The following is a 20,520-nucleotide window of genomic DNA, read 5'->3' as shown; positions in this document are numbered from 1 at the left end:
AGATTAACCGTCGCCGTCCAGCCCACTTGCAATTGTTCCGCTGCATTGTCAGTGTCGGCAGGGAACCACAGGTTGCAGGGGAGCGGGTGGCGTTGGCACAGCCAGGCACAGCGGAAGCCGAACGGCTGACCAATCTGCACAAGCAGCTGATCGCCGATGAGTCGATCCAGTTCGACCTGCCGGCCTATGTGCCGCGGAAGCCGCCCGAGTGGCTGAAACCGCTGCAGGATTTTTTGTCGTGGCTCGGTCCCTACATGATCTATCTGTTCTGGGGGGCGGTGATATCGGGCGTCGCAATCATCCTGCTTTTGGTCTTCCTCGAGGTGAAAGGCATCGCCTGGCGGCTGCCATGGCAGCGCGCGCGGCCCGAAGTCGAAGACGAAGAAACCTGGCGCCCAGACGCCGGCGCCGCGCAGATCCTGCTGTCGCAAGCGGATGCGCTGGCCGCACGCGGCGACTATGACGAGGCGGTTCACCTTTTGCTTCGGCGCAGCGTCGCCGATATTGCCGGCCGGCTGCCGGACTTCCTGCGCCCGTCGCTCACCGCGCGCGACATCGCCAATGCCCCTTCCCTGCCGGGAAGGGCGCGCCATGCGTTTACCGAGATCGCCCGCATTGTCGAGGCGGCGCTGTTCGCGCGCCGGCCGGTCGGCGCGGAAGGCTGGCGGCAGGCGCGCGGCGCCTATGAACGTTTCGCCTTCCGGGATGCCTGGACGTGAGTGCACCGGCGGTCGAGGCACAGGAGCCGTTCAATCGAAAGACACTGTTTTGGGGGATTTTCGCCAGCCTCCTTGCGGCAGCCGGTTTCTTCCTGCTGTCCACCTATGCTCCCGATTTCCGGCAGCCCGGCAATGGCGGCGCCACGCCGCTGTCGAAAAGCGGCGTCGGCTACGCCGGCCTGGCGGAATGGCTGCGGCTCACCGGCGAAGCGCCCTTGATGGCGCGGACCGAAGACGATCTTGCCAGAGATATACTGCTGATCGTCACCATCTCGCCCGACAGCGATCCGGAGGCGCTCGACCACATCCTCAATCTTCGCCAGGACCAGAACACGCTCTTCGTGCTGCCCAAATGGCAGATCCTGCCGCTGCAGGGGCATGAAGGCTGGAACATGAAATTCGGGCGATTGCCCGGTTCGGTGGTGAACGAATGGCTTGGCCGCATCGCCGATGCGAAGATCGGTGCCGGCCAGAGCACGGCAAAGCAACTCGACATCGAAGGCAACATGGTTGCCGCACCCGAAGAATTGCAGTGGGTGGCCGACAAGTACCCTCTCATCGCAGCCGGCAATGACAAGGCTGTGCTTACCGAACTGGACGACAAGCCGTTCTATATCCTGACTGACCCCGACCTGATCAACAACGCCGCCCTCAAGGATCCCGAAAAGGCAGCAGCCGCGCTCGGGCTGATTGCCTTGCTTCAGCCCGACGACGGCCCGGTGATGTTCGATCTGACGCTGCACGGCGCGGGGCGGAAGTATGATCTGGCCAAGCTCCTGGTCGAGCCGCCGTTCCTGGCGCTGACACTGACGATCCTGATCGCTGCGGCGCTGGCGTTCCTGCATGGCCTTGGCCGGTTCGGCCCGCCGCGTATCGACCAGCGCGCGATCGCCTTCGGCAAGCGTGCGCTGGTCGATACGACAGCGATGCTCATGCGGCGTGCCGGCCGGCTGGACGAGCTGGGAGGCCGCTATGCGGCCTTGATGCGGGTACGCGCCGGCGCGCTGCTCGGCGCACCGCAAGGGTTGCAAGGCAAAGCGCTCGACCACTGGCTCGACTCTCGCGATAAGGAGCAAGCTGGCGGCTTCACGACGCGCTCGCAAGCGGCCGGCGAGGCGAAGAATCTGACGCAGATGCAACAGGCAGCAGAACGGCTGCATGACTGGACGGCAAGGAGGCTCGGTGAACGTCGATGATGTGAAGGCCCTGGCGACACGGATCAGGGAAGAAGTGGCCAAGGCGATCACCGGGCAGCACGATACGGTCGACCTGATGCTGACCGCCTTGTTTGCGGGCGGGCATATCCTGCTGGAAGGTCCTCCGGGCACGGCCAAGACAATGACGGCGCGCTGCTTCGCCCAGGCGCTTGGGATCGCCTACGGGCGGATCCAGTTCACGCCGGACCTGATGCCCGGCGATATCGTCGGGTCGAACATCTACAACTTCCAGACCGGGCAGTTCACGCTGACGCGCGGCCCGATCTTCTGCGATCTGCTGCTTGCCGACGAAATCAACCGCACGCCGCCCAAGACGCAGGCCGCACTGCTCGAGGCGATGCAGGAACATGCGGTCACCTTCGACGGCACCACGCATTCGCTCGGCCGCAATTTCATGGTCGTCGCGACCCAGAATCCGATCGAGCACCAGGGCGTCTATCCACTGCCGGAGGCGCAGCTCGACCGCTTCCTGTTCAAGCACCGCGTCAGCTATCCCGGCCCCGAGGAAGAACGAGCCATCATCGTCCATCATGGCGGCGGCTCCGCCTCGCACGACATCGCGCAATATGGCATCGAGGCGCAGACGGATCGCGAAACGCTGCAGGAGGCCCTTGAAGTCGTCGGCTCCGTCACCCTCGTCGACGATGTCGTCGGCTACATAGCGGCGCTGGTTCGGGCTACGCGCGAAAATGCCGATCTGGAGGTCGGGGCCAGTCCGCGCGCCGGCGCCATGCTGGCGCGGGCGGCGCGTGCCCGGGCGGCGCTGGACGGACGCGCCTATGTGATCCCCGACGACGTCAAGGCGCTGGCGGTGCCGGCGCTGCGTCATCGCGTCATCCTTTCGCCTGCCGCACAGATCGATGGCCGGCTGGTCGAGCAGATCGTCTCCGACCTGGTCGACCAGACGGAAGCACCACGTTGATCTATCCCAGCGGCCGAGCGGTATGGGCAGCTGCGGCCGGCGCGGTCCCGGCCTTCCTGGTCGCGCTGGCACTGCCGTCGTTCTGGTATCTGGGATTGCTTTGGAGTTGCCTGCTGCTTGCCTTCCTGGCGGTGGATGCCGCGGCCGGACGCGGACGGGCATCGCTGAATGCCAGCATCGATGCGCCGCAGCAGGCCGGTGTCGGTGGGGAATTCGGCGCGCAAATCACCGCCCGTCACTCGGGGCCGCGCGCCGCGGAGGCTCGGGTCGGCCATGATGCGCGTCTGGCGCCGGTGGACGGCAGCGGCGGCGCCTTGCTGCCAATCGCCGGAGGCGGGTCGCTCAACCTCCGCTTCCAGGCGCTGCGGCGCGGCGTCGCCAGCTTCGACCGTCTCTGGGTGCGCTGGCGCGGGCCGTTCGGGCTGGTCTGGAACCAGGTCGTGCTGCCGGTGGAAAGCAAGGTTGCGGTGCTGCCCGACGTCAGCAGCGCCCGCGGCGAGGCGATCACGCTGCTGCAACATGCGGCGCTTGCCGAAGGCCATGCGCAGCGCCGCGCGGGCCAAGGCCGCGAGTTCGACGCGCTCAAGGATTACCAGCCGGGCATGGGCCGGCGGATGATCGACTGGAAGCGCAGCGCCCGCCACGGCAAGCTGTTGGCGCGCGAGTTCCGCATCGAGGAGAACAACAACATCGTGCTGGCCATCGACAGCGGACGCCTGATGTGCGAGCCGGTTGACGGTGTGCCGAAGGTGGACCGGGCGGTGACGGCCGCCTTGCTGTCGGCATTCATCGCGCTGAAGGGCGGTGACATGGTCAGCCTGTTCGGCTTCGATGCAAGGCCGCGCGTTTCGAGCGGCGCGGTGCGCGGCCCCGCCAGCTTTGCGATGATCCAGAAACGGGCCGCCGAGATCGACTACTCCAGCGAGGAGACCAATTTCACACTGGCATTGACGACGCTGGCGGCGCGGCTCGACCGCCGTTCGCTGGTCATCATCTTCACCGATTTCGTCGATCCGATCAGCGCGGAATTGATGCTGCGCACCGTGGGTCGGCTCACCGAACGGCATCTCGTGCTGTTCATGATGATGAAGGACACCGAACTGGAGGGCCTGGCCGACACGCCGCCACGCTCCGGCGAGGATGTTGCGCGCGCGGTCGTCGCCGGAGGGCTTTTGCGCGAAAGGCAGGTCGTCATCGGCCGGCTGCGGCTGCTTGGGGCGCATGTGATCGAAGCCGACCACAACCGGCTGGGTCCCGCGCTGGTCGAGCGCTATCTGCAGTTCAAGCACGAGGATTTGCTGTGACGGCGCCGGTACGCGGCAATGCGGTGCGCGGCGACGCGGTACGCCAGTCGCTGGCCAGCTTCCGCCGCGAGCGCGAGGCCGACTGGAAGGCATTCGAGGCGTTGCTGGCGCGTGTCGAGAAGCGCGCGCCGCGGACGCTTTCCGAAGAGGAGCTGCTGTCGCTGCCGCTGCTCTATCGATCGGCGCTGTCTTCCCTGTCGGTGGCGCGCGCGACATCGCTCGATAATGCGCTGGTCGGCTATCTCGAAGCGCTGTCGCTGCGCGGTTATTTCTATCTCTATGGCGCGCGGCGCGGGCTGCGGCAGCGCCTCGCCGATTTCTTCCTGCATGACTGGCCCGAGGCCATTCGCGACCTGTGGCGCGAGACATTGGCGTCGGTCGCGCTGATGGTGATCGGCATTGGTGCAGGCGCCTGGCTGGTGGCATCCGACAAGAGCTGGTTCGACGCGATCATCCCGCCCGGCCTGGCAGGAGGCCGCGGCCCCGACACCTCGGCCGAACTGCTGCGTGGCATACTTTATGATGGCGACAATGGCTTTCTCTCAGGCTTTGCCGCCTATCTGTTCACGCACAACGTCCAGGTCGCAATCCTGGCCTTCGCCCTTGGCTTCGCCTTCGCGGTGCCGACGGTGCTGCTGATGCTGTTCAACGGCTGCATGATCGGGGCGTTGTTCCAAGTCTATTGGTCCAAGGGGCTTGGCATGGAGCTCGGCGGCTGGCTGGCCATCCACGGCACCACCGAATTGTTCGCAATCTCTTTGGCCGGTGCGGCGGGCATGCGCATCGGCACCAGCATCGCCTTTCCCGGCGAATTGACACGCATGGCGGCAGCGGCTCGCGCCGGACGCATCGCCGCGAACGCCATGGTCGGGGTCTCGGTCATGCTGCTGTTTGCCGGGCTGCTCGAGGGCATTGGCAGGCAGACCATCACCAGCGACGTCACGCGCTACGGCATTGGCGGTGGCATGCTGGTGCTGTGGATCGGTTATTTCTACCTGTTCCGGGCGGTGCGGCATGGCGATCGTTAAACGCGCCGCCTTCGCGGCTATACGGCCGCTGATCACGCCCGAAGGCGTCGATCTCCGGATTAGGCTTGCTGACGCCGGCACGCGGGCCTCCGCCTTCCTGCTCGACATCGTGTTCATCGCCGTGGCTGCAATCGTGATCACGATCGTCGCGCTATTCGGGGTGGGAGGCCTTGGCAGCGAGGGATTTCAGCCGCTCTTCGTAGTCTGGATCATCCTGATCTTCTTTCTGCGCAACGCCTACTTCATCGTTTTCGAAGCGGGCCGGCGCGCGGCTACGCCCGGCAAGCGGATCGTCGGCATCCGGGTCGCGTCGCGCAGCGGAGACGGCCTGTCGATCGACCAGGTCATCGCCCGCAACCTGATGCGCGAGATCGAGGTGTTCCTGCCGCTGTCGATCATCGTTGGACGCAGCGGGACCGACCTCGCCGACACGCTGACGACGGTGTTCGGACTGGTGTGGACGCTGCTGTTTGCCTTGTTCCCGCTGTTCAATCGAGACCGCATGCGGATCGGCGACCTGTTGGCGGGGACCTGGGTGGTCGAGGCGCCGAAGCGCGCCTTGCTTGAAGACCTGTCGGCACGGCAGGATCCGGCGGCCGGCGCCTTCCGGTTCAGCCACGCCCAACTCGATGCCTACGGGATTGCCGAACTCCACAAGCTGGAGGAGGTGCTGCGCCGCGACGACTATTTCGCCCTGCGGACGGTTGCCGAAACGATCGGACGCAAGATCGGCGCGACACCGCAAGCCCACGATGCGCGCGCGTTCCTGACGGCTTACTACGGCGAGCTACGGGCGCATCTCGAGCGCAAGCTGCTGCTGGGCAACCGCAGGGCCGACAAGCACGCACGGTAACAACGCTCCACGAGGCTGTCATGAACACATCTCTATCGGAGCTTGAACTTCAAGAGATGGAAGCCCGAGTTGCCGCGGCCCAGACCGGCCCGTGGAAATCGTGGGTCGAGGGCCGGGATTTTTCTGGAGGATCGAATTTCATCCAAACCGGCCAAGGACCGGATAGAGGTGAAGACATCGAAATGACTGGCGCGACGATTGCCGACCAGGATTTCATTGCCGCCGCTCGCCAGGACATCCCTCGCCTGATCGCCGAAGTCCGCAGGCTACGTGGAATTGCTAATCGCACGAATTGAATTCGTGGTCGTTTTTCGACAATCCTGCCGACTCTTCTGCCCTACCCCACCCACTTCTCATAATCGGATACCAGCAGGTGCAGCGGTGCTGTGTCCTCGTCGATGTCCGCGAAGCGGCCGATTGGTTCGCGAAAGACATTGTCGGTGAGATCGTCGTTGACGGTCGAGACCTCGCCGATCAGCACGTCCTTGCCCTCGGCCCAGAAGGCATGCCAGACACCCGGCAGCAAAGTGACGCTCTGGCCTGGGTCGAGCTTCAGCAGCCCACCCGCAGGTAGTCTGTGGATGGTTCCGTCGACAGGCACCGATACTTCGGCCTTCGGATCGATGCCGCCATCGCGATCATGCATGAACAGCTCCAGCACCAGTCTGCCGCCGCCGCGGTTGATGATGTCCTCGGCCTTGATGTTGTGGCGGTGCATCGGCGACAGCTGATCCTTGCGCGAGATCATGATCTTTTCGGCATAAAGCATGCCCATGCCCTTCTTCATGTCCTCGTAGCGGCCGTTGCGAACGGTGAAGAGGAACAGGCCGAGCTCGTCGAATTTCTCCTGGCCGTAGTCGGTGATGTCCCAGCCAAGCCGCGACGAGAAGATTGCCGACGAATCCTGCCGGCGCGCCTTCATCTCTTCCGGCGACCAGTAGGCGAAGGGCGGCATGATGTAGCCGAACGAGCTGATGAAGGCGTCGGCGTCGCGGATGATGTCGTTGATGGCGGAGCGTTTCATGATCGTGGTTCCTTCCCGTCGCTTTGCGAGCGCTAGAACGGTTCATCGTTTCACGGAAACGATGAACCGTTCTATCTTTTTTTGGACGCAATTCCGGACGGAAAACCGTTTCACACTTTTCCTGGAATTGCTCAAACCGCAATAGCCGAACGTCCATCCGGTGTCGATGCAAACTGCTGTCGCTGGCCCCATGACATGCGGTCCGATCAGGGCCATAAGGTCAACCAATTTTCCGATGGTGAGACCATGCGCAGCATAGACGACCTCGATACGCCGGCGATCCTGATCGATGCCGGCCGCGCCGAAGCCAATATCGCGCGGGCGCAGGCCCATGCCGACCGGCACGGGCTGAAGCTCAGGCCGCACATCAAGACCCACAAACTGCCCTACTGGGCAAAGAAGCAGATCGCGGCCGGCGCCGTCGGCATCACCTGTCAGAAGATCGGCGAGGCCGAAGTCATGGCCGACACCGGACTGACCGACATCTTTCTGCCCTACAATATCCTCGGGCGGGCCAAGCTGGAGCGCCTCAAGGCGCTGCACGGCCGCGTAACCCTGTCGGTGACAACGGACAGCATGGACACGCTGATGGGACTTGCCGCCACCTTTACCGATCCCGGCCACCGCCTGCCGGTGCTGGTCGAATGCGACACCGGCATGGGCCGCTGCGGTGTGCAGTCGGCCGGCGAGGCAGTCGCGCTGGCGAGCGAGATCGACAAGGTCCGGGGGCTCGTCTTCGGCGGCTTGATGACCTACCCGGGGGCTGGCCGCGCCACCGAGACCGAGGCGTGGCTCGCCGATGCGCAGCAAGCACTTGCCGCATCCGGCCTTGCTTGCGAGCGCATCTCCAGCGGCGGCACACCCGATATGTGGCGTTCCGGCGAGCATAGCGTCGTCACCGAATACCGGCCCGGCACCTACATCTATCTCGACCGCTACCAGGTCGCCAAAGGCGTCGGCAGCCTCGACGATTGCGCACTGACGGTGCTGTCGACGGTGGTCAGCCACCCAACGCCGACACGCGCCATCCTCGACGCCGGCAGCAAGGCGCTCTCCAGCGACACACTGGGGCTCGCCGATTTCGGCGAGCTGCTGGGCATTTCAGGCGCAAGGGTGACCAGCCTCAGCGAAGAGCACGGCAACGTCACGCTGTCAGGCGGCGCCGAGCTTCGCATCGGCGAGCGCGTGCGCGTCGTGCCCGACCATTGCTGCGTCGTCACCAACCTGTTCGACGAGGTGCATCTGATCGAAGGCGACAAGGTGTTGGAGACGCTGCCGGTGGCAGCACGCGGGCGGATGGGGTGAGTCCAGTTGGAGCGCGTGCGCTTCAGGTACAAAATCCTTCAAACGCTGGAGGGACAGCGCCCGGACAGCGCCCCCCTCTGGCCTGCCGGCCATCTCCCCCTCAAGGGGGGAGATCGGTAGCTTCGCCGGTAGCGCCTCTCTTTCAACATTCGCGATTGGCGAAACGATACGTGACATTCAATCTCCCCCCTTGAGGGGGAGATGTCCGGCAGGACAGAGGGGGGCGCGAAGGAACTCGACCAAGATCAGCTAGCCTGTCTCACGGCAACCCGGCGCATCGAAATGACGCGGCGGCGCCAGATCTCGGTGCGCATCGCCGTTAGGTGCAGCGCGAAGAAAAGCACGGTGAAGCCGAGTGCCATCACCAGCAACGGCCACAACAGGCTTGGATCAATGGTCGGCCCGCCAAGCCGGAACACCGACGCCGGCTGATGCAGCGTGTTCCACCAGTCGACCGAAAATTTGATGATCGGAATGTTGATGAAGCCGACCAGGGTGATGATGGCGGCGGCCCAGGCGGCGCGCCCGGCATCGTCGAGCGCGCGGGTCAGCGCGATGATGCCGAGATACATCAGGAACAGTATGAAGACCGAGGTCAGCCGCGCGTCCCACACCCACCAGGTGCCCCACATCGGCTTGCCCCAGATCGAACCGGTGATCAGTGCAAGGGCGGTGAAGACGGCGCCGATGGGTGCCGCCGATTTTAGCGCCACGTCAGCCAGCGGATGGCGCCAGACCAGCGTGCCCAGTGCCGAGACCGCCATCAGCGTGTAGCACATCATGGCAAGCCAGGCGAAAGGCACGTGGATATACATGATGCGAACGGTGATGCCCTGCTGGAAGTCCTCAGGCGCCGTGAAGCTCATATAGAGACCCACGCCGAGGACGATGGCGGCCACGCTCGCCAACCACGGCACGACCTTGTCGGCCAGCCCGACGAACCGCGTCGGGTTGGCAAGGTCCATCCAGCCGGAGAGGCGTGAAGTCGTATCGCTCATGCGGCTTTACATAGACCGCCGGCGGAGTTGCGGCAACCGCAGCGGCGGTACGTCTTCCCTTCTCCCCTTGCGGGAGAAGGTGGATCGGCGCGTAGCGTCGAGCCGGATGAGGGGTGCTGGACGGAGTGAGGCGCCAATGATCGCCGTGCGCCGAAGTCTGGATTTGGATGAAGATTTGCGCCAAGCTGGAGCACCCCTCATCCGACCTCGCTTCGCGAGGCCACCTTCTCCCGCAAGGGGAGAAGGCAAGCCGCGCTGCTCAGGCGGCTTCGTTCACCGGACGGCTGAGGCGGCGGACCTCCTCGTCGTTGAGCAGGCCGCCGGCGCGCAGCAGGCTGGCGAAGCGACCGTTGCGCAGCGACAGTTCGGTGAACCCGCCCATCTCGACCACCCGGCCCTTGTCCATGAACACGACCAGATCGGCGTCGCGAACGGTGGTCAGGCGGTGGGCGATGATGAAGGTGGTGCGGCCGCGCCGCAATTCGTCGATGGCGTCCTTGACGCGGTCTTCCGTCTCGACGTCGAGCGCGCTGGTCGCCTCGTCGAGAACCAGGATGGGCGCGTCCTTCAGCACGGCGCGGGCGATCGCGATGCGCTGGCGCTCGCCACCGGACAGCTGTCCGCCGCGTTCGCCGACGACCGTGTCGTAGCCCTCGCACTTTGACAGGATGAAATCCTGCGCGGCGGCGGCATTGGCCGCGGCATGGACCTCGTCATAGGTCGCCTCCGCGCGGCCGACGCGGATGTTGTCCTCGATCGAGCGGTTGAGCAGGCCGGCATCCTGGAAGACGGTGGCGATCGAATGGCGCAGCGACTTGCGGGTCACCGTGCGGGTGTCGATGCCGTCGATCAGGATACGGCCGCTGGACGGGGTGAAGACGCGCTGCAGAAGGTTGATGAGCGTCGTCTTGCCGGCGCCCGTCGGGCCGACGATGGCGACGGTCTGGCCGGCCTGGACCTCGAACGACGCGTCGTCGACACCCTGCCCGGAATTGCCGAACTCGAAGCAGACATTCTCGAAACGCACATGACCCGTGACGTTGACGAGATCGCGCAGCCCATCGGGCTCGGCGGCGTCGGATGCAGAGTCCTCGAGATGATAGAATTCCTCGAGCTTGGCGCGCGCCTCGGAAATCTGGTTGGCGAAGGCGGACATCTGGTCGAGCCGGGCAATCAGCAGCGTGGCAAAGCCGGTAAAGGCGATGACGTCGCCGATGCGCAACTGGCCGTGCGTCACCAGATAGGCGCCAATCAAGAGCACCACCATCATCGAAATCGTCGACGACAGGCGGTGCAGCGCGTTGGCCATTGCCCACCAGTCGAGCACGGGGTTCTGCACATCGAGCAGATTCTTGACGTAGTGCTTCAGCGCCTCGGTCTCGTGGCCGATGCGGTTGTAGCTCTGCAGGACGGCGACGTTGCTGACCGAGTCGGTCACATGCGCAAACACCTTGTGGTAGTGACGCTCCACGGCCGCCTGGCCTTCCTTGGTGCGCCGCATCACCAGCCGTCCGATGCCGACATAGAGCGCGCCAAGCGCCAGCAGTACCATCGACATGCGGATATCCATGCTGAGCGCCGTGGGCACCAGCAGAACCAACGCGACCGCTGTCGACAGGTGCTGCCTCATGAATTCGAGCCAGAGGCTGAACAGGGTCTCGACCGCCCGCAGAAGCGTGTGCAGGGAATTGGAGGTGCCGCGCTGATGATGCCAGGCAAGCGGCATGGTGATGACGCGCTCGAACGACTGGCAAAGAACCTCGCTGCGCCGCTGGTGGGCAAAGCGGTCGGCGCCGCGCGCCACCAGAACGAAGGCGACGATATTGAAAGCGCCGATGCCGGCCCACATTGCGAGCGTCGAGAACACCGAGCCGCGGTCCGAAATGGCATCGATCACCCGGCCGAACATGATCGGCTCGAGGATGGCGATAATGGCAAGCGTGACATTCGCCCCGCAGATAAACGCAACGCGTTTCCTGTCGGCAGCGAGATAACCGAGCGCTCGCCAGTAGATTTGCAGAAGTGACACTTCAGCTACTCCGCCAATTATTTATGGTGCAGTGCGTCATTTTTTGACTCGTACCGGTTGACGCGTCGCAAAACAATGCTCGTCTAGCTGTTCCGTTCCCATTCCGCGAACAAAAGATGACGACGCTTCGAAATTTGCCGTGATCGTCTAACAGTTTGAGATAAAAGGTGAAATGTCAGCGTTGCGGCAAAATCATGGCAGCTGGAAAGCACTGCCACAATTTTAATCAGCAAGACCCTGGGCACGACGTCTAAAGTCGTGTGCAGGCATTCAGCAAGGTCAACCGCAAATATAACCGGTAGCGGCACTTGGAGCGCCCGTGCGTGCCCTGGGAACGCTAAGCGACGCTCCAAGCCCTTGAATCTAGGCCGGTATTCTGACGACCACCTCGGCACTATCTCCGGCTTTTGGCTCGAAGGACGAAGATTTGGTCTTCGTGCCATTCACTTCAAGTGAGATGGCCCGGGCCTTTTTGTCGCGGACGACGCGTACCTTGATCTCGGCGCCCAGCATCTTCAGAGTTGCCGAATAGCCGTCCCAATGGCTAGGAAGTCTCGGCGTGAACTGGAGGCGCTGTCCGCGGCGCTCTATGCCGAGAATGCTCTCGACCGCGGCGCGATAAAGCCAGCCCGCCGACCCGGTATACCAGGTCCAGCCGCCGCGGCCGCCCTTGTCTTGCCCGGAATAAACGTCGGCCGCGACGACATAAGGTTCCACCCGGTAGCGCTCTGCCGCGGCTTCGTCGAGCGCATGGTTGACCGGATTGAGCATTGAAAGGCAACGGTAGGCATCGTCGGTGCGACCCATCTCGGCGAGCGCAATGACGAACCATGTTGCCGCGTGCGTGTATTGGCCGCCGTTTTCACGGACCCCCGGCGGATAGCTCTTGATGTAGCCCGGGTCCTTTTCCGTCTTCGAGAAGGGCGGGGTGAACAGTTTGGCGATCTTGAGGTCGTCGTCGACGAGCGCTTTCATCGCCTGCGCCATTGCCGTGGTCGACCGCGCCGGGTCGCCCTCGCCCGAAAGCACGCTCCAGGACTGGGCGATCGAGTCGATCTTGCACTCGTCCGACTTGCGCGAGCCGAGCGGCGTGCCGTCGTCGAAGCTGCCGCGCCGATACCACTCGCCATCCCAGGCGGTGCTTTCCAGCGCCCGCTTCAGCACCTCGGCGTGCTTCGTCCAGGCCTGCACGCGCTTGGCATCGCGCTCCGCCTTGGCGACAGCGGCAAAGTCGCCCAGCGTCTTCAGCAGGAACCAGCCCAGCCACACGCTCTCGCCCTTGCCGTGCTCGCCGACGCGGTTCATGCCGTCGTTCCAGTCGCCGCCGAGGATCAGCGGCAGCCCGGCCGGGCTGCTGCGCTTGACGGCAAGATCGAGCGCCCGCGCGCAATGGTCGTAGAGCGAGGCTGTCTTCTTCGAGATTTCCGGGATGAAGAAAGCATCGTGCTCGCCTTCGCCCAGCGCCTGCCCTTCGATGAAGGGCAGTTGCTCCTTCAGGATCGCGGTGTCGCCGGTCACCAGCAGGTAACGGGCCGTGGCGTGGGCCAGCCAGACCACGTCGTCCGAGATCATGGTGCGGACGCCGGCCTCGGTGCGCGGCAGCCACCAATGCTGCACGTCTCCTTCGGGGAATTGCCGCCGCGCCGCATTGAGTATCTGATCACGCGCCAGCTTGGGGTCATGCGCCAGCAAAGCCAAGGTATCCTGCAACTGATCGCGGAAGCCGAAGGCACCGCTCGCCTGATAGAACGCAGAGCGGGCACGGATGCGGCAGGCCAGGCTCTGATAGGGCAGCCAGTGATTGACCATAGCGTCGAGTGCCTTGTCCGGCGTCTCGACCTGGATTGTGTCGAGAAAGCCGCGCCATGTGCGCTCGTTGTCGGCCAGCCGCTGATCGAAATCCCTTGAGCGATGGGTCTGCACCAGCGCGCTGGCCGCCTCGGGCGAGGCCGCGTCGCCGAGCAGCCAGAACAGCGTGACGTCGCCGCCGGCAGCGATGTCGATGTCGCGTGCGATGGCCGCGCAGGGATCGTCGCCGGCCTCGACACGGCCGGACAGGCCGGCGCCGCTCAGCACGGCATGCGGAAACTCGCTCGTGCCTTGCCTGCCGATGAACTCGCCGCGATCGGCGGTGACCGAATGCACAGCACCGTCGGCGGCCAGAAAGGCGATCCGCTCGCCGAAATCGAGCCCATAGGGATTTTGCGCCAGCAATGCGCCGGTTGCGGCATCCCTCGACGGAACGATGCTTGCAGCGGTGCGCGAGCGATGGCCGCCAAGAACCCATTCCGCATAGGCGTAGACGCGCAGCCGCATCGGCACCGAACCCGAATTCTGGATGCGCAGCCGCGATATCTTCACCGGATCGACGGGATCGACAACATGGGTCAGGTCCATCGACAGCGGCCCGCGTTTTGAGCGGAACGTCGAAAAACCCTGCCCGTGCCAGGTTTCGTAGGTCATTGTCGGATCACGCACCACGGCAGCCATTGGCGAGAACGCCCTGCCACTGGCATGATCGTAGATATAGATGCCCTCGCCCGGCCGATTGGTGACCGGATCGTTCGACCATGGCGTCAACTGATAGTCGCGGCTGTTGCGGCTCCAGGTGAAGGCAGCGCCTTCAGCCGAAATGTGGAACCCGAACGATGGGTTGGAGATGACGTTGATCCACGGCTGCGGCGTCGTGCGCCGGCCGGCAAGACGCACAACGTAGTGGCGTCCGTCGCCGTCGAAGCCGCCGAAACCGTTCCATTGGTCGAGCCCGCTGCCGTCGACGCGGCCCTCGATCAGTGCCTGGGCGGCAGATGCTTGCGACGTCGGCACCGGCAAGGACGGCTCGCGAAGCGCTGCAAGGTCTGCCGGCTGGAGGGCGGCGTCCCGCGCCTGCAGTGCCGCGGCCTCGGCGCGCTCGATCTGGTCGAAGATGGTGCCGTTGCGCGTATGCAGCACCACCCGAGCGACGGCGAGCAAGGTCCTGTAGGTCGTTTCCTCCATCAGATCGCGGCGCACCGCGAAGATGTGCTGGCGGGGTCCGAGCTCCTTGCCGCGCAACCGGCTGTTTTCGCACAGCGTCTCCACCGCGCGCTGCAGGTCCTGCACGTAGGAAGACGCCTGCTCGTTGACGACGACAAAATCGATCATCATGCCGCGAGCGCGCATGTATTCCTGGAAGCGAAGCGCCTGGGCGACGATCTCCAGATCGGCGACATCGGCGATCCTGACCAGGAAAATCGGAAAATCGCCGGATATGCTGGTCGGCCACAGGCTGGATTGCCTGCCGAGCCCGGAGACGATGGATTCGCCCGGAAGGCGCAGGAACGGATCGGGATAGATCAGATAGCGCGCCAGCTTCTGCACATTGGCGGCGTCGGACAGGCTGAGGCCAAGGTGCCGGGTCTGCACCTGCGAGCGCGTCCAGGCGAGCATCGCCTGGCGGGCGAAGCTTTCGGGATGGTCGAGCCGTGCGATGGCGGCATCCAATTCGGCGCGATGGGTACCGACGACTGTCCAGAACGTCAGCGAAATCTTCTTGTTGGCCGGCACGCGCACCTGCCGGCGAAGCGATGCGATCGGGTCCAGGGTGAAGCCGGAATGGCCGCCAAGCTTGGCGCCGGGATCAAAGGCCGCCGCTTCGGTGATGGTGCGGCCGCGGCCGATGAAGGCGCGCCTGTCGGTTTCCGCCTCGGCGTCTCGCGCCGATCCAGACGGGTCGGTGACGAAATGCACCATGGTGACGTCGGGTTCGTCCTTTTCGCGCTTGCCCCTGGTGGCGAAGATCGCGCCGTTGTTCGGCGCGATCTCGGTTTCCACGAACATCTTCGAAAAAGCCGGATGGGCATTATCCGAGGGCTCGGAGCCCAGCACCAGTTCGGCAAACGAGGTTACTTCGATATGCCGGTCGGCGGGGCCATCATTGTGGAGCGTCACCCGTCGGCCCTCACCATTGCCTTCCGAGATGACGATGCACTCGACTTCCGAACGCAGCGATCCAATCGATTTGACGAAGCTCGCCTTGTCGTCGGAGAACAGCGTTTGCGCACGCTCGCCGGCGGCGCGCTTCGGCTCGGCGGTGGTCGACCACCAGTCTCCGTTGCTGGCGTCGCGCAGGAAAATATAGGAACCAAGGCGGTCCTCGGTCGGATCCGGCTGCCAGCGCGTGACGGCAAGTTCGCCCCAGCGGCTGTACCCGGAGCCGGTGGCGGTCACCATGACCGAATAGCGGCCATTGGACATGACACTGGTCGAGCGGAGCGCCCTGAGCGGATCGAGCACGATGCGGGTATCCGGGCTTTCCAGCTCGGTCTCGTCCTTCGAGCGCTCGTCGGCCTCGGTCCTGACGGTCGCAGTCGGGATGTCGCGCGGCGCCCTTTCCTGCAGCAGCAATTCGGCCGACTCGATCACCGGATCGCTGTGGAAGCGGTCGCGCAGGCGCCCTTCGAAGATCGCATCGGCAACTGCGGCAATCGACATGCCGGAGTGGTGGGCCATGTAGTTGAGCACGACGGCGTGGTCGGTGCCCTCGGGAACGCGTTGCGGCGTGAAATCCACCGCGTCGTAAAAACCGTGCCGGCCCAGTGCGCCCAGCCGCCTGAGCTTGGCCAGGTTCTGGACGGATTCATGCGGCGTGAACTGCGCTGCCAGCACGGTCGCGTAAGGCGCGATCACCGTGTTTTGGCCAAGGCCGCGCTTCAGGCCGAGCCCGGGCACGCCGAAATTGGTGTACTGATAGGTCAGCTCGCGGTCGCGGGCGTTGTAGGCCGCTTCCGAAATCCCCCAGGGAACGTTCTTCGAACGGCCATACTGGATCTGGCGCTTGATGATGAGCTTGCTGGTCTGGTTGAGAATGCTGCCTTGCGGCTCCTTCATCACCAGTGGCGGCATCAGATATTCGAACATCGAGCCGGACCAGGACATCAGTGCGCCCTGGAAGCCGATCTCGACGATCGGCCGGCCGAGCCGGAACCAGTGCTCGGTCGGCAAATCGCCCTTGGCGATGGCGAACAGGCTGGTCAGCCGCGCCTCGGAGGCCAAAAGATCGTAGCAGCTTTCGTCGAGCTGATGCTCCTCGACCCGGTAACCGATCGACAAGAGCTTGCGTTCGGGCCGCATCAGGAACGAGAAATCCATCTCGAAGGCGAAACGGCGCGTGCGCTCGCGCAACGTCAGAAGCTTGGCCCGCAATGCCGCGACGGCGTTTTCGTCGCTGTGCGCGTCGTGCACATGCGCCTCGCAGGTGGCTTCGAGCCTGGCCGCCCAATCGGCGATGGTGTCGCTCTGGGTCGACGCTGCCTCGGTATGGATGGCTGTCGCGAGCTTGCGTATCTCGCCGGCCAGGACGGCCAGGTTGATGGTGCGGATCGACGCCATCTCCGGCTGCGCCTTGATCAATTCCACCGCCCGCCGCATGCCGTCGAGACGGTCGGCGAGCCGCTGGCGCAAGGGCCGCAATTGACGCCGGTCGTCGGGCAGTTCCTCAAGGCTTTCGTCGAGGATGGTGACGGTGTCGAGGATGCCTTCGAAGTCGCCCTGCACATGCACCGACGGCGCTTCGGCCCATTCGGCGCAGGCAGCGGCCACGGCCACCAGATGGCCGGCGAGATTGCCGCTGTCGACCGCCGAAATGTACAGCGGGTAGAGCGGCTTCAGGGTCGTCGTGTCATACCAGTTGAAGAGATGGCCGCGGTCGCGCGGCATGCTCTCGATGGTCGACATGGTCGCGTCGATGCGGTTGACGGCGTCGGAGAGGCTGATCCAGCCGAAATCGCGTGCCGAAATCACCGACAGCAGGTAGACGCCGATATTGGTCGGCGAGGTGCGGGGCGCCACCACGGGGGCCGGGCTTTCCTGGAAATTATCCGGCGGCAGATGGTGATGCTCGGCCGTCACGAAGGTCTCGAAATAGTGCCATGTACGTCGCGCCACGGTGCGCAGCGCGTGGATGTCGGCGGCCGATATGCGCAGGCGGTCCTCGGTTTCGGCCGAACGGCTGATCCAGCAGGCGATGGCGGGCGAGCCGATCCAGAACAAGGCAAAGAAGAAGGCGACGAAGGCGCCGGTGGAATCGGCCAGCACCGGGACAGCGAGGCCGACGACGCCGATGATCACCGCGCCGTACATGATGCTGTAATAGGAGCCGAGATCGTTGTCGCCGCCCTTGTGTGCCTGCGAGGCGGTGCGCCATTCGAGCAGGTTCTGGCGGCTGACGAACAGGCGGTAGAGCGTGCGGATGATCGCGTCGCCCATCATCCAGGCAAGATGCGCCATCAGCACGATCTTCAGCGCCACCAGGGCGGTGCCGAAGGCAACGTCGCGTGCCAGTGCCGAGAAATGGCCGCGCGGCGTCTGGTCGCCGCTCTTCGGCAGGATGGCGTCGACAATGTCGAAAGTGGGCGCCATGAACAGCGTGAGGATCAGCAGCGCCTGCCATTGGGCGGCCTGCGTGAAGGGCAGCAGCGTCCAGCCGGCGATCGCGGCCATCACCCAGAAGATCGGCGTCACCGAGCGGCGCAGATTGTCCACCATCTTCCAGCGCGACAGCGCCGGCACGTTTGAGCGCGGGCCAAGAATGAAGCCCAGAAGCTGCCAGTCGCCGCGTGCCCAGCGATGGTGGCGCGACGCGTCGACCGAATAGCGGGTCGGATAGTCCTCGACCAGTTCGACGTCGGTGACCAAGGCCGAGCGCGCCAGGGCGCCTTCGAGCAGATCATGGCTGAGGATGGTGTTTTCCTCGATGCGGCCTTTCAGCGCCGCCTCGAAGGCGTCGACATGGTAAAGACCCTTGCCGGTGAAGGAACCGTCGCCGAAGATGTCCTGGTAGAGGTCCGACACGGCAAAGACGTACGGATCGAGCCCGCGATTGGCGGAAAAGACACGCTGAAAGAACGATGCCTCGTCGCCACTGGTCAGCGACGCGGTGATACGCGGCTGCAGGATGGAATAACCTGCCGTAACCTCGTGCCGTGCGACATCGAAATGCGGACGGTTGAGCGGGTGGCAAAGCTTGCCGGCCAGCGCAGCGACGGCGTCGCGGGTGGTGCGGGTGTCGGCGTCCAGCGTCATCACGTGGACGACGCTCTCCGGCAATGGCACTTCCAACGGCAGGAAGGTGGTGTCGCTGTCCCCGCGCAGCAGAAGGTTCAATTCGTGCAGCTTGCCGCGCTTGCGCTCCCAGCCCATCCAGACGCCTTGCGATGCGTTGTAGAGCCGGCGCCGATGCAGCAGATAAAAGCGCGGCGCCCCTTCCGAGGGATAGCGGGCGTTCAGCCTGGCGATTTCGGCGCGGGCGAATTCGAGGATTTCGACATCCGCCGTATCGATCTCGGTCTTCGAGTCCGGCCAGTCGGAAAGCAGCGCGAAATAGACTTCGCCCGCCGTGTTGGCGAGGTGATGCACCTCGATGTTGCGGATGTTCTCCTCGACATCGTCGCGCGAGCCGATCAGCGACGGCACCACCACCAGCGTGCGCGCCTCGGGCGGCACACCGTGCCTGAAATCATAGCCGATGAGACGCGTCGGCTTCAAAAACAGCGAGACGACGGTGTTGAAGAATGCGAGCGCGCCTTCGCTGGCCGGCACCGCGAACAGGGCCAGCATCAGGACGATCGGCGGCACCGACAGGCCGAGATTGGCAAGCGCATTGCCGGAAACGACCAGAAGCAGGACCGTCAGCGCAAACACCGGCACGACGATGCCCAGCCATCCGGTCTTGCGGAAGGTCCGGTTGAGCGTCTTGCCGATGGTCGGCCGGTAGCCGATCGACCGCTCGAGCTCCTGCCGGCGCGGGCCGACCAGAAAGAAGCCGACGTCGGTGTGAGCGATCGGACCGCTTTCGGAGCCCGGTGCATCGGCAGCATGGCCGGCGAGCTCGATCGCCCTTTCGGCAACGCGAAATTCGGAGAGATCGGAACGGCGCGCCAGCTCCTCGATCGCAGTCCGGTATTGGTCGCGCGAAAAGAAATCGAGCGCGGCGAAATCGGTGCGTTCGCGCAGCAAGGTGTCGATGCGGCTGACGCCCTCGAACCACACCGTCCAGTCGATGTCGTTGATCAGGCGCAGGCCGCGGATGATGTTGCCGGTGGTCACGTTGCCGCTGGACAGCGTGTGGTGCTCGCTGAGGATGATCTCCTCGGCGTCGGAGCCGGTCCTTTCCAGCTCGCCCTCCAGCCATTCCAGCGCCCTGCCGGCATTTTGCGAGCCGTCACGCAGCCGGTAGAGCAACTGGGTGGCGAAGGTGGTGTCCTGCGCATGGGCGCTGTAGTGGGAAAGTATCGCCTGCCGGTCGGCGCTGTCGTCCGTCGCCAGCACACGGTCGGCGACCTCGTTGGCGATCTGGCGCAGTTCCCGCGTGCGATTGACGCGGACCGCGATCCGGCGAAGGTTCTCGATCAGGACGAAGCGCAGCAGCGACGGCAGCGCCCATAATTCGCCAATCTTCAGCGGCTCGACGGACTGGAAGCCTTCGACAATCGCCTTGAACATGGCCGACGAGACGGAACTGTCGGAATGCGCGACATAGGTCCACGCGACCGCCAGTGCGCGCGGCACGCTGGATCCATCCGACAGTTTCAGCGTCGGCAACTGGCGGTAGAAGCGGCGCGGCAGGTCGCGCTTGACCTGAAAAATGGTCTCCTCGACCAGGTAGTTGTTGTCGAGCAGCCACTGCGCCGCGGGCGTGATCGTTTCGCCCCTCGCCTGGGCAGCGTTGGTGGAACGGTAGACATCGAGAATTTTCCTGGCGCTGTCGCGGATGCGCGCCTGAAAATCGAAAGGCGTCAGACCGAACAAGTCCTTGGCGTCGCCATTGGCAAGGGCTGCGCCCAAAGCGCGCAGCCGATCTTCCGGCAGGAAATTGGAGCGTATCGGCACGTCGGTGACAGCCGGGAAGCTGGCGCTCGTCTTTTCGATCTGTGCGAGATTGGTCTGGATATTCATCTAAGGTTCCGTGTTGGGGACGCAGTGCGGCGTCACCGCCACGGCAATGTCCCTAAAACCGGTCCAAATGCAATTGGTTGCATCGCAACACTTGGCCGAAAGTTTTGTTTCCGCACCACGACAAGATGCCGTCTTTCGACAACTTCCAGGCGGGCACTATGAGCATCGTTTCGGCTTCTGATCGGCG

The 20,520-nt window shown here is 64.3% G+C and carries 12 protein-coding genes; 8 read left to right on the top strand and 4 right to left on the bottom strand.

Annotation, left to right across the window (positions count from 1 at the left end; translation table 11 throughout):
- The first annotated feature begins 86 nt into the window (after positions 1 to 86).
- From NKI54_RS23345 to NKI54_RS23315, 7 genes are read left to right on the top strand one after another with little or no spacing between them, the layout of a single operon-like run.
- Positions 87 to 719 (top strand): DUF4129 domain-containing protein, encoded by a 633-nt coding sequence (locus NKI54_RS23345; RefSeq protein ID WP_352636829.1) that lies wholly within the window; start codon positions 87 to 89, stop codon positions 717 to 719.
- The gene (locus NKI54_RS23340; RefSeq protein ID WP_352636828.1) at positions 716 to 1,915 is read left to right on the top strand and encodes a DUF4350 domain-containing protein; all 1,200 of its coding nucleotides are present in this window, start codon (positions 716 to 718) and stop codon (positions 1,913 to 1,915) included. The genes NKI54_RS23345 and NKI54_RS23340 overlap by 4 nt, the downstream gene beginning before the upstream one ends.
- The gene (locus NKI54_RS23335; RefSeq protein WP_352449246.1) at positions 1,902 to 2,858 is read left to right on the top strand and encodes an AAA family ATPase; all 957 of its coding nucleotides are present in this window, start codon (positions 1,902 to 1,904) and stop codon (positions 2,856 to 2,858) included. Before NKI54_RS23340 ends, NKI54_RS23335 begins: the two co-directional genes overlap by 14 nt.
- Positions 2,855 to 4,162, top strand: a complete 1,308-nt coding sequence (locus tag NKI54_RS23330) for a DUF58 domain-containing protein (protein WP_352636827.1) — start codon at positions 2,855 to 2,857, stop codon at positions 4,160 to 4,162. The genes NKI54_RS23335 and NKI54_RS23330 overlap by 4 nt, the downstream gene beginning before the upstream one ends.
- A complete protein-coding gene (locus tag NKI54_RS23325) occupies positions 4,159 to 5,190 on the top strand; it encodes a stage II sporulation protein M (protein WP_352636826.1) in 1,032 nt (343 codons plus the stop codon). The genes NKI54_RS23330 and NKI54_RS23325 overlap by 4 nt, the downstream gene beginning before the upstream one ends.
- Entirely contained in the window at positions 5,177 to 6,043 is an 867-nt protein-coding gene (locus NKI54_RS23320) for an RDD family protein (RefSeq protein ID WP_352636825.1), read from the top strand. Before NKI54_RS23325 ends, NKI54_RS23320 begins: the two co-directional genes overlap by 14 nt.
- A gap of 20 nt (positions 6,044 to 6,063) precedes the next feature.
- Positions 6,064 to 6,339, top strand: a complete 276-nt coding sequence (locus NKI54_RS23315; protein WP_352449242.1) for a hypothetical protein — start codon at positions 6,064 to 6,066, stop codon at positions 6,337 to 6,339.
- A gap of 41 nt (positions 6,340 to 6,380) precedes the next feature.
- Here the strand turns inward: NKI54_RS23315 and NKI54_RS23310 are convergent, their stop codons facing one another.
- Positions 6,381 to 7,067, bottom strand: a complete 687-nt coding sequence (locus NKI54_RS23310; RefSeq protein WP_352636824.1) for a D-lyxose/D-mannose family sugar isomerase — start codon at positions 7,065 to 7,067, stop codon at positions 6,381 to 6,383.
- 246 nt (positions 7,068 to 7,313) lie between these two features.
- On the opposite strand from NKI54_RS23310, the gene NKI54_RS23305 reads away from it, so the two are divergent.
- Positions 7,314 to 8,372, top strand: coding sequence for a D-TA family PLP-dependent enzyme (locus tag NKI54_RS23305; RefSeq protein ID WP_352636823.1), 1,059 nt, complete (start codon positions 7,314 to 7,316; stop codon positions 8,370 to 8,372).
- A gap of 245 nt (positions 8,373 to 8,617) precedes the next feature.
- Here NKI54_RS23305 and NKI54_RS23300 read toward each other — a convergent pair whose 3' ends face one another.
- The 3 genes from NKI54_RS23300 to NKI54_RS23290 form a co-directional block, all read right to left on the bottom strand.
- Positions 8,618 to 9,370 (bottom strand): heme ABC transporter permease, encoded by a 753-nt coding sequence (locus tag NKI54_RS23300; RefSeq protein WP_352636822.1) that lies wholly within the window; start codon positions 9,368 to 9,370, stop codon positions 8,618 to 8,620.
- A 259-nt stretch (positions 9,371 to 9,629) separates the two neighbouring features.
- A complete protein-coding gene (locus NKI54_RS23295) occupies positions 9,630 to 11,399 on the bottom strand; it encodes a glucan ABC transporter ATP-binding protein/ permease (RefSeq protein ID WP_352636821.1) in 1,770 nt (589 codons plus the stop codon).
- 363 nt (positions 11,400 to 11,762) lie between these two features.
- Entirely contained in the window at positions 11,763 to 20,333 is an 8,571-nt protein-coding gene (locus tag NKI54_RS23290; RefSeq protein ID WP_352692502.1) for a glycoside hydrolase family 94 protein, read from the bottom strand.
- Positions 20,334 to 20,520 lie beyond the last annotated feature (187 nt).

It is taken from the genome of Mesorhizobium sp. M0663, from assembly GCF_040320585.1.
Lineage (GTDB): Bacteria > Pseudomonadota > Alphaproteobacteria > Rhizobiales > Rhizobiaceae > Mesorhizobium.
Note: the sequence above shows the minus strand (reverse complement) of the source record. Positions and strands in the feature narration are given on the sequence as shown.

Bases quoted from the DNA above. Each gene is read 5' to 3' on its own strand.
- NKI54_RS23320 (WP_352636825.1), top strand. From the start codon at position 5,177: ATGGCGATCGTTAAACGCGCCGCCTTCGCGGCTATACGGCCGCTGATC.
- NKI54_RS23315 (WP_352449242.1), top strand. From the start codon at position 6,064: ATGAACACATCTCTATCGGAGCTTGAACTTCAAGAGATGGAAGCCCGA.
- NKI54_RS23310 (WP_352636824.1), bottom strand. From the start codon at position 7,067: ATGAAACGCTCCGCCATCAACGACATCATCCGCGACGCCGACGCCTTC.
- NKI54_RS23305 (WP_352636823.1), top strand. From the start codon at position 7,314: ATGCGCAGCATAGACGACCTCGATACGCCGGCGATCCTGATCGATGCC.
- NKI54_RS23300 (WP_352636822.1), bottom strand. From the start codon at position 9,370: ATGAGCGATACGACTTCACGCCTCTCCGGCTGGATGGACCTTGCCAAC.
- NKI54_RS23290 (WP_352692502.1), bottom strand. From the start codon at position 20,333: ATGAATATCCAGACCAATCTCGCACAGATCGAAAAGACGAGCGCCAGC.